Source organism: Pyramidobacter sp. C12-8, from assembly GCF_002007215.1.
Lineage (GTDB): Bacteria > Synergistota > Synergistia > Synergistales > Dethiosulfovibrionaceae > Pyramidobacter.
The window spans coordinates 1-10045 of sequence record NZ_MUHX01000046.1; the positions used below are offsets into that span (position 1 = coordinate 1).

The window sequence follows — 10045 nt, forward strand, 5'->3', positions numbered from 1 at the left end:
AGAGGTGTTACAAAGGGAAGTAACGGAGCAGTCATACCGGTGAAGGCAGCAGTTTACTGTCCGGCCATAACAGCCTTTGAAGACAGTCTCTGCATGTTTTCTGATCTCTCTGGAGATCGTACTCGGCGACTTCAGAACTGTTGAGGCAATACTTCTGAGAGATTCTCGCCGGTTGAGGGCGCTTTCAATGGCTTTTCTTTCAGCCAGAGTCAAATGTTTGTTCATGATGATGAACTCCTTTCCGAGATCTGTTGTCTCGTAAGAAAGTTCTTTCATCAATTCAGACTAAATGCAAGCTCCTTTTAATTCAGATTTAATGCAACGGGGTACCGGATGTTGGGTTGCATTTACCTTGAAGAATTTCACCGAAAGCGGAACGCGTCAATTCCGACGGTTCTTATTGACTAACACGCCGCGGTCATGACACAATGGCCGCGGCGTTTTTCCCGCGGGAAAAAGCATCTTCCGTTGTCCCGCCAACGAACATTTCACCTAAAATGTGATAGAGTAAAAACGGGAACGGAGAGGGGCTTCGCGCCTTCGCCCCGGATCCGGGGGAACAAAAACGAAGGGGGTTGCCAGCCATGCTGGAATTGAAAAATATTTCCTTCAGCGTCGCCGAGGACGTCGGCCGGAAGGAGATCATCCACGATCTGAGCCTGAAAGTGGACAACAGAAAATTCGTCGTCGTCACCGGCCCGAACGGCGGCGGCAAATCGACGCTGGCGCGCCTCATCGCCGGCATCGAAAAGCCCACGGGCGGCCGCATTTTTCTCGACGGCGAAGACGTCACCGATAAAAGCGTCACCGAGCGCGCCCGCATGGGCATCGGCTTCGCCTTTCAGCAGCCGGTGCGCTTCAAGGGGCTGGAGGTCGTCGACCTGCTGCGTCTGGCCGTCGGCAGAGAACTTCTCGTCAGCGAGGCCTGCGAGTATCTGGCCGAAGTGGGACTGTGCGCGCGCGACTACATCAACCGCGAGGTGAACGCTTCCCTTTCGGGCGGCGAGCTGAAGCGCATCGAGATCGCCACGGTGCTGGCCCGCCGCGCCAAGCTCTCGGTCTTCGACGAGCCGGAAGCGGGAATCGACCTGTGGAGCTTCCAGAATCTGATCCGCATCTTCAAAAAGATGCGCGAGGACATCAAGGACAGTTCGATCGTCATCATCTCCCATCAGGAACGCATCCTCAGCATCGCCGACGAGATCGTCGTGCTGGCGGAGGGACGCATCGAGAAGCAGGGGCCGCGCGCGGAAATTTTCCCCGCGCTGGTCGGCACGGAGTCGGCCGTCGACGTGTGCCACAAGCTGAAACAGGGGGAGGCTTAACCATGGTGCAGCTGGACGAGATCCAAAAACGCCTGCTGGCGGAAGTGGCCGACCTGCACAAGGTCCCGACGGGAGCGTACAACTTCCGCGCCAACGGCCAGCTGGCCGGGCGCAGCAACACCGCCCACATCGAGATCACCTCCAAGGCCGACGGCACGGGGATCGACATCCGCATCGCTCCGGGCACGAAGAACGAGAGCGTGCACATCCCCGTCGTCGTCAGCGCCAGCGGCCTGAAGGAAACGGTCTACAACGACTTTTACGTCGGCGACGGCAGCGACGTGCTCATCGTCGCCGGCTGCGGCATCGACAACTGCGGCCGACAGGACGCCGAACACGACGGCGTGCACCGCTTTTACGTGGGCAAAAACGCCAAAGTCCGCTACGTGGAAAAGCACTACGGTTCCGGCAGCGGCGAGGGCAAGCGCATCCTCAACCCGCAGACGGAAGTTTACATGGAGGACGGCAGCTCCATGGAGATGGAGATGGTGCAGATCAAGGGCGTCGATTCGACGCAGCGCATGACGATCGCCGAGCTGAAAAAGGACGCCCGGCTCGTGGTGCGCGAGCGCCTGATGACGCACGGCGACCAGCAGGCTGTCAGCGGTTACCGAGTTGCGCTGAACGGCGAAGGTTCGAGCGCGGACGTGGTGTCGCGCTCCGTGGCGCGCGACGCGTCGTTTCAGAAGTTCGACGCCTGCATCGTCGGCAACGCGCCGTGCAGCGGGCACACCGAATGCGACTCGATCATCATGGACCGGGGCAAGATCCTCGCCGTGCCCTCGCTGGAAGCCAACAACGTCGACGCGCAGCTCGTCCACGAGGCCGCCATCGGCAAGATCGCCGGCGACCAGATCGTCAAGCTGATGACGCTGGGTCTGAGCGAACAGCAGGCGGAAGAGCAGATCATCAACGGCTTCTTGAAGTAGAACGGTTTGTCTTGACTAACACGAGACGACGGTGTCACAATAACCTCCGTGAGGGAGTAGCACGCGCTCGGGACGGAGCGCAGCACGTCAACATGCTGGCCGTAAAGGTCTGGCGTGCTTTAAACTGCGAGACTCATGTATAACTGCCAAGCTATACATGAGGACGATCGAAAAACGACATCCGGGTATAGCCGAGGCTATGCCCGGATTTTTCGTTTCCGCGGGGACGGGCGATCATTCGGAATGGGGTGGCCGAAGTGAATTTGAATTTCATGTTTGTGCTGAACTGCGCGCTGTTGGGCGTGGGGCTGTCGATGGATGCCTTTTCGGTGTCGATGGTCAACGGGCTGAATGAGCCGCGCATGAGAGCGCGCCGCGGCTGCGCCGTCGCCGGCGTATACGCGTTCTTCCAGGCGCTGATGCCGATGGCGGGCTGGGTCTGCGTGCGCACGATCGTCGAAGTTTTCTGTTCCTTCCGGAAGATCGTGCCGTGGATCGCGCTGATCCTGCTGCTTGGCATCGGCGGCAAGATGGTGTTCGAAGGGCTGCGCGGCGGTCGCGAGGATCGCGCCGCGCTTCGGCTGACGCCCGCCGTGCTGTTTTTGCAGGGGATCGCCACGTCGATCGACGCGCTCTCGGTCGGCTTCACGATCGCCAATTACGACTGCGCCGCGGCGCTGGCGGCCTCGCTGATCATCTCCGCCGTCACGTTCGTGGTCTGCGCGGCGGGACTGCTGATCGGCAAGAGGATCGGCACGGCGCTGTCCGGCCGGGCGACGATCCTCGGCGGCGCGATCCTGATCGGCATCGGCCTCGAGATCTTCGCCGACAGCGTGCTCTAGCGCCGAGACACGGGAATAAAAAATGCCGGAAGCTCGATCGCGAGCCTCCGGCATTTTTTACGGCTGAATTTTTACAGCGCGCGGTACTCCACTTTGCCGTCGATCATGGTCATGACGGGGTGGCAGCGGGTGTCGAGCGGGTTGCCGTTCCACAGCACGAGGTCGGCGTCCTTGCCGGCGTCGATGGAGCCGACGCGATCTTCGATGCCGAGGTGCTCGGCGCTGGACAGCGTGACGCAGCGCAGGGCTTCGGCTTCGGTCAGTCCGGCGCGGGCGGCCAGCGAGGCGGAGACGATCTGTCCGTAAAGCGGGATCACGGGGTGGTCGGTGAGGATGCAGATGTGCACGCCGGCGTCGCGCAGAGCGAGCAGGGTCTCCCAGCCCTGATGGCGCAGTTCGGGCTTGACGGGCACGCCGAAGGTGGGGCCGACGGCGGCCTTGACGTGGTGCGCGGCCAGCCACGGGGCGATGAACTGACCTTCGGTGCAGTGCTCGATGGTGAAGTCGAGGCCGAACTCCTCGGCGATGCGCACGGCGGTGCAGATGTCGTCGGCGCGGTGGCTGTGGACGCTGAGCTTGATCTTGCGGTCGAGCACGAGGGAAAGCGCTTCCATGTCGAGGTTGGTCTCGAAGGCTTCGCCGTCTTTGCGGCACTTTTTCTTTTCCAGATAGTTGCGGGCGTCCTGCAGGGTTTTGCGCATGATGTAGGCGTTGCCCATGCGGGTCGTGGGCGTGCGGTGGCCGTTGTCCTTGTAGACGCGGATCGGGTTTTCGCCGAGAGCGGCTTTCATGCAGGAGGGCGATTTGACGAGCATTTCCTCGACGACGCTGGCCTGCTTGAGCTTGATGATGGCGCCGGTGCCGCCGATGACGTTGGCGCTGCCGGGCAAAGTCTGCACGCAGGTGACGCCGCCTTTTTCGCGCGATTCGGCCACGTTCTTGTCGCGCACGTAGATGGAATCGAGGATGCTCAGCCCGGGCGTGACGGGGTTGGTCATCTCGTTGATGTCGCTCATGCCGTACAGTTCCATCTCTTCGGACGTGGTGATGTGGGTATGGGCGTCGACCAGGCCGGGCGTCAGCGTCAGGCCGCGGGCGTCGATGATCTCCGTGCCTTCGGGAGCGCCGAGGTGTTCGCCGACGCCGGCGATCTTCGTTCCGTCCACGAGCACCGCGCCGTTCTCGATCGGCGCGGCGGAAACGGGCAGCACGCGCGCATTGACAATAAGTTTCATACAAGGACCTCCCCTGAAATTTATAATACGCGTCCCCCTAAAGATTCCCCCAGGGAACGTTCGTCACTACGATCTGCGTCTCGTCGTCGCCGGGATGGAACGTGTCCGGCTCTTCGGCGTAGTACTCGAAAATGAATTCGCCCGAATCCCAGCGAGGGAGCACCGACCACTCTTCGGTACGGAACGCGATGGTCTCGTCGTCGATGCCGCGCAGCGCCGGCGTCATCTCCGCCAGCAAAAAGGCGAAGCGTTCCTTGAACTGGCTCCATTCGATCGTCTCTGTCTGAAGCATGGCGTCTCATCCCTCCCTGCCGGGTCGATCGTGATCCGTTAAAAGGATAGCAGATTTATACACCTTTGCAAGTGAATAAATTCGGTTATAATAGGCGATGCTGCACGAACATTTTGTGCGCTTCGCGCACAGGAAGCGATTTTTTTTAAGGAGGAATTTTTCGGATGAAAAAGTTGTTTGCCGCCGCGGCGGCGCTCTCGGTTCTTCTGGCCGGCTCGGCGTTTGCGGCCGACCAAAACTCCGGCAAAAAGGTGCTGGCCACCGTCGGCGGCGAGACGATCACGCAGGCCGACCTCGACCAGGCCATGAGCGGCTTCGACCCGCAGCAGCGCGCGGCCTATGCTTCGCCGCAGGGCCAGGCGCAGCTGTTGGACAACCTGATTGACTTCAAGGTCTTTTCGCGCTCGGGGCGCGAGCAGAAGCTGCAGAACACGGCCAAGTACAAGGAGGCCATGGGCAACCTCGAACAGCGCCTGCTCTTCACTTTGGCCACGGAGAAGATTCTCGACGAAGCCGGCAAGACGCCCGCGACCGACAAGGACGCGCAGAAGTATTACGACGAGCATAAGGAGATCTTCCAGGTCCCCGCGGCGATCCGCGCCTCGCACATCCTGATCCGCGCCGACAAGAACATGCCCGAGAAAGATCGCAAGGCCGCTCAGGAAAAGGCCGCCGATCTGATCCGCGACATCAAAGCCGGCAAGATCACGTTCGAGGACGCCGCCAAGAACAACTCCGCCGACGGCACGCGCAGCCGTGGCGGCGACCTGGGCTATTTCAGCAAGGGACAGATGGTGCCCGAGTTCGAAAAGGCCGCCTTCGCCCTGAAAAAGGGCGAGATGACCGCCAAGCCCGTCAAGACCGATTTCGGCTATCACGTCATCAAGGCCACCGACAGCCGCGACGCCTCGATCCGTCCGTTCGCCGAGGTGAAGGAAGACATCAAGGCCGACCTCCTGCGCCAGAAACAGGTCAAGGCCATCCAAGACGAACGCGACGCGCTGCGCGCCCGCTACGGCGTGAAGATCGCCGCGCCCGAGGCGCCCGCCTCCGGCGACAAAAAGCCCGCCAAGTAATGCGCCTCAAAAAAAGAGAGACTCTGCGGAGCCTCTCTTTTTTTGAGGCGGCACGTTGAGATTTTCGAAAGGGCAGAGTAGAATGGATCAGTTTCCGTATAAAACCACGCTTCGGCCGCTGCGGCCGAAATCGAACGCAGGAAGGGGAGTTTTCTCATGAAGTACGATTTCACGAGCATCATCGACCGCCACGGCCGCGACGCCCTCGCCGTAGACAACCTCGGAGCCGGCATGGCCCCTAATCCGCCCAAACCGGGGTTCGACTCGATCCCGATGTGGATCGCCGACATGAACTTCGCCACCGTGCCCACCGTGCCCGAAGCGATGATCGAGCGCGCGAAACATCCGCTCTACGGTTACTTCGCGCCCAAAAAGGAATATTATCAGTCCATCATCGACTGGCAGGCGAAGCGCAACGGCGTCGCCGGGCTCGAAGCGAAGCACATCGGCTACGAGAACGGCGTGCTCGGCGGCGTGGCCAGCGCGCTGAACGTAATCTGTTCGCGGGGCGGCAACGTGCTGCTCCACTCCCCCACCTACATCGGCTTCACCAACACGCTGAACAACAACGGCTGGCGCATCGTCCACTCGCCGCTGAAGCGCGACGCACAGGGCGTGTGGCGCATGGATTACGCCGACATGGAAAAGAAGATCGTGGAAAACAAGATCCACGCCGCCATCTTCTGCTCGCCCCATAATCCCTGCGGCCGCGTTTGGGAACGCGAAGAGATCGAAAAAGCCATGGAGATCTACCGCAGACACGACGTGTTCGTGATCTCCGACGAGATCTGGTCCGATCTGACGCTCGACGGTTATAAGCACATCCCCACGCAGAGCGTCGGCGACGACGCGCGAAACCGCACCGTCGCGCTCTACGCGCCCAGCAAGACCTTCAACCTCGCCGGCCTGATCGGCAGCTACCACATCATCTACAACGACTGGCTGCGCGAGCGCATCGACAAGGAATCGTCGCTGTCGCACTACAACAGCATGAACGTGCTCTCCATGCACGCGCTGATCGGCGCCTACAAGCCCGAGGGCTACGAGTGGGTGGACGAGCTGCGCCAGGTGCTGACGGAAAACGTGAACTACGCTTACGATTACATCAAAGAGCATTTCGACGGCGTCGATCTGGCCAAACCGCAGGGCACCTACATGCTCTTCATCGACTGCGAGCAGTGGTGCAAAAAGCACGGCAAGACCATCGACGAAGTGCACCGGGCCGGTTCCGACGTGGGCGTGTCCTGGCAGGACGGGCGCATGTTCAACGGCCCGTACAGCATCCGCGTCAACCTGGCGCTGCCGCTGTCGCGCGTCAAGGAAGCCATGGCGCGCCTGGACAAGTACGTCTTCAACGCCCGATAAAACTCGAGCCCGCCTCCTTTTTGCGGAAGCGGGCTTTTTCGTCCGCGCCGGCGCAAGAGTTTTTTCTGCGCGCGGTATGATAACATTGCCTCGGGGCGGAGCTTTTACGGCAGCACATTTCATTCGCGAAAGGAGCGGCCTCCATGCTGAGAGAATTTCTGGCAATGGGCGCGGCCTTCGGTTTTCTCGTCTTCTTCCCGAAGGGGAAGCTGTGGAACGGCACCTCGCTGCTGATCACGGGGCTGATCATGGGACTCGGCGCCGGTCAGTCCCTGCGCGGTATCGCGGAAAACTTTACGAGTATCGTCACCTCGCCGCCGACGATGAAAACCATCGCCGTCATCCTGCAGATCGGCGTTCTCAGCGCGCTGATGAAGCAGTACGACATTCTCGGCCGGCTTGTGGAGGCCTTCAAGGACGTTTTTTCGTCGGCCAAAGCGGTGATCATGATCCTGCCGGCGGCGATCGGCATGGTCTCGGTGCCCGGCGGCGCGGGCATCTCCAGCCCTTTCGTCGACGAATTGGGCGACAGCCTCAGGCTGCCCGTGTTCAAGCGCGCGGCGCTCAACCTGACCTTCCGTCACTGCGCCTTCTTCCTGCTGCCGACGAGCAGCTCGATGATCGTTTTCTCCAACATGGCGCCGCACGTCAGCCTGTACAAGCTGATCGCGCTCAACGTCGTTTTTGTCGCCGGCATGGAGTTCGCGTCTTACCTGCTTTACCTGCGCGGCGCCTCGGCGCCGGTCGCTTCGCGCTCCGGCGGCGGGCATACGCTCCGCGGGCTTGTCAGCATTCTCAAATACATGTCGCCGATCTACGTCATCGTGCTGCTCAACGGTCTGTTCAAGGTGCCCATGTACCTGAGCGCCTTCGCTTCGCTGGCGCTGATTCTGGCCGGTTGGGGGCGGCGCGACGCAAAAGCCTACGCGCGCGCGTTCTGGCAGGGGCTCAGCGGCCAAACTTTCGTGACGATGCTGGGCATCTATTTCATGCAGAACACCGTGCGCGATTTGACCGGCATCATGGCCGCCTTCCAGACCATGTTCGTGCAGTCGTCGGGGTTTCGCGTGCTGTTGGTGATCGCGGCCGCGGCGCTGCTCTTCGGCCTCACCACGGGGCTCAGCTACGTGCCGCTGGGCGTTTTGGTGCCGCTGCTGACGAGCCTGCACCTGCCGCCGACGGAAGAGCTGCTCTACTGCGTTTTCATCTACACCTGGAGCTTCAACGGCTATTTCTTTTCGCCCCTGCATCTGTGCCAGACGCTCACCCTGCAGCAGATGGACTGTTCCGTTTCCGCGCTGGACAAAGGATACCTGCCGCTGATGATCGAGATGGCCGTGGCTCCGTTCGTCATTTTCGGCCTGTACAGAGCGATCCTGCTGTGACCGCCGCGCCCTGAAAGTCCTCCCCGCGGGCACAAAAACGTTCCGCCGGCGGCACAGCGCGCTTTCACGCAGCCCGGCATCTCACTTTTCCAGCCTGGATCGGTTCCCCCTCGGCGGCCGGCAGCGGATACGGCGGATTGTCGCGGCATAAAAATTTTAGAGCGATCGTTATCATCATTTCATTGCGGAGTGGAAAATCATGAACAAGAGAAAAGAAGAGCAGCTGAAACGGATCCTTCAGGCCATCAAGAGCGGAGAGATCGTCAGCGGCGGCAAGCTGCCGACGGAACGAGAACTGGAAAAGCATTTCGGCATGTCGCGGCTGCATATCCGCGAGTGTCTGAACATCCTCGAAGCTTACGGCGTGCTGGAGATTCGCGAACGTCAGGGCATTTTCGTGGAAAGCCACGACGTCAGCGGGGCCTTTCGTTCGCTGGACGACTTTCAGTCGGCCTGGCCGGTCGGACTCTATGACGAAATCTCGGAAGTGCGCAGCCTCGTCGAGGTCCCTGCCGCGCGTTTTGCCGCCCAGCGCCGCAACGAACAGGATCTGGAACATCTTCACGAGGCGCTGACCATGCTGCGCCGTGTCATCGCGCTGGCGCCCCCGGACCGAGGATTGCAGGGCGCGAAATGGAACAGCATCTTCCACAATCTGATCGCCACGGCCGCTCATAACATGGTGCTGCTGCGAATTTACGAAAGCGTCATCGCGCTCTCGCAGAGCACGCTGAACTCGCTGATCCTCGGCGACATCGCCCGCCGCCCGCAGGACATCTGGCCCGATCAGATCATCGACGAGCACGAGAAACTGGCCGATGCCATTTTCCGACAGGACGCGGAAACCGCCGGCAAAATCATGAAACTCCATCTCGAACGGACGTACACCCGCTACAAGCTCAGTTACACCGTGAACCTGGAACGCAAGGACAACGGCTAAACAAAAAATTCCATCCGCCCCGGACGCGCCAATGGCAGGAGCGTCCGGGGCGGACTTTTTTTCAAAGTAAATTGTCGACTGTCAATAGCCAATAAAAATGTCACCATAACTGCTCATTGAAAAAGTCACCCCCTCACACTCCCATCACAGCAAGACACCTCGAAAGAACTCCCCATCGTGCCGCCATAACAACGTCTACGCGAACGTACGTTTATCCCGACATGTGCTATGATATCCCTGCCTTTTGACGACGCCACGCCGCCATGGGTGGTCCGGAGCGGGCTTGTGCGCTTTCACAAGCCCGCTTTTCCGTTTCTTTGCCGATGCCTCATCGGAGTCGACTCGTTTTTGACTTTCAACCTCCTTCATCTCGATCCGTCTGCCCTTGGAAACACCCCAGATCCGCCCGGTCGACGTTTCACGCACCTCAACCGTCGTTTGGGCCATCCCGAGGCAATCGTCCGCCGCCGGAACGTACCGACGACCTCCATAGGAAATCATGCCGCCGTGATCCGTCCTGCGAGATTCGCGACGCGCAAAGAGAAAATCCAAATCGACTTTTCCTTCCGGCTTCACATAAACGTCCTCTCCCTCAGCCGGCGTGACGGCAAACTTCCGATTGTGCCTGGCGATGAGCTTGGGCAAAACCTCGTTGG

At 60.4% G+C, this 10045-nt stretch carries 10 protein-coding genes and 1 pseudogene; 7 read left to right on the top strand and 4 right to left on the bottom strand.

Features of this window, described 5'->3' with window-relative positions; translation table 11 throughout:
• The coding region (locus tag B0D78_RS11695; protein WP_143521868.1) for a helix-turn-helix domain-containing protein at positions 1-276 on the bottom strand (276 nt) is incomplete at its 3' end.
• A gap of 308 nt (positions 277-584) precedes the next feature.
• On the opposite strand from B0D78_RS11695, the gene B0D78_RS11700 reads away from it, so the two are divergent.
• From B0D78_RS11700 to B0D78_RS11710, 3 genes are all read left to right on the top strand, one after another.
• The gene (locus B0D78_RS11700; RefSeq protein WP_078017124.1) at positions 585-1325 is read left to right on the top strand and encodes an ABC transporter ATP-binding protein; all 741 of its coding nucleotides are present in this window, start codon (positions 585-587) and stop codon (positions 1323-1325) included.
• A gap of 2 nt (positions 1326-1327) precedes the next feature.
• Positions 1328-2254: a SufB/SufD family protein gene (locus tag B0D78_RS11705; RefSeq protein ID WP_078017125.1), complete on the top strand. Its 927-nt coding sequence runs from the start codon at positions 1328-1330 to the stop codon at positions 2252-2254.
• Between the two features lie 257 nt (positions 2255-2511).
• Complete coding sequence (locus B0D78_RS11710; protein ID WP_168170127.1) at positions 2512-3096, top strand: manganese efflux pump MntP; 585 nt, start codon at positions 2512-2514, stop codon at positions 3094-3096.
• 71 nt (positions 3097-3167) lie between these two features.
• Here the strand turns inward: B0D78_RS11710 and B0D78_RS11715 are convergent, their stop codons facing one another.
• Positions 3168-4331 carry an amidohydrolase gene (locus B0D78_RS11715; protein WP_078017126.1) on the bottom strand — a complete coding sequence of 388 codons (1164 nt, stop codon included), beginning with the start codon at positions 4329-4331 and terminating at the stop codon, positions 3168-3170.
• A 37-nt stretch (positions 4332-4368) separates the two neighbouring features.
• A complete protein-coding gene (locus B0D78_RS11720; RefSeq protein WP_078017127.1) occupies positions 4369-4623 on the bottom strand; it encodes a hypothetical protein in 255 nt (84 codons plus the stop codon).
• 164 nt (positions 4624-4787) lie between these two features.
• Between B0D78_RS11720 and B0D78_RS11725 the strand changes: the two genes are divergently transcribed.
• The 4 genes from B0D78_RS11725 (at position 4788) to B0D78_RS11740 (ending at position 9389) form a co-directional block, all read left to right on the top strand.
• Complete coding sequence (locus B0D78_RS11725) at positions 4788-5699, top strand: peptidylprolyl isomerase (protein ID WP_078017128.1); 912 nt, start codon at positions 4788-4790, stop codon at positions 5697-5699.
• A gap of 156 nt (positions 5700-5855) precedes the next feature.
• Positions 5856-7064 (top strand): MalY/PatB family protein, encoded by a 1209-nt coding sequence (locus B0D78_RS11730; RefSeq protein ID WP_078017129.1) that lies wholly within the window; start codon positions 5856-5858, stop codon positions 7062-7064.
• 143 nt (positions 7065-7207) lie between these two features.
• Positions 7208-8449 (top strand): DUF401 family protein, encoded by a 1242-nt coding sequence (locus tag B0D78_RS11735; protein ID WP_078017130.1) that lies wholly within the window; start codon positions 7208-7210, stop codon positions 8447-8449.
• Between the two features lie 199 nt (positions 8450-8648).
• Positions 8649-9389, top strand: a complete 741-nt coding sequence (locus B0D78_RS11740) for a FadR/GntR family transcriptional regulator (RefSeq protein ID WP_078017131.1) — start codon at positions 8649-8651, stop codon at positions 9387-9389.
• 195 nt (positions 9390-9584) lie between these two features.
• Here B0D78_RS11740 and B0D78_RS11745 read toward each other — a convergent pair.
• A pseudogene (locus B0D78_RS11745) lies at positions 9585-10045 on the bottom strand (hypothetical protein); the annotation flags it as partial.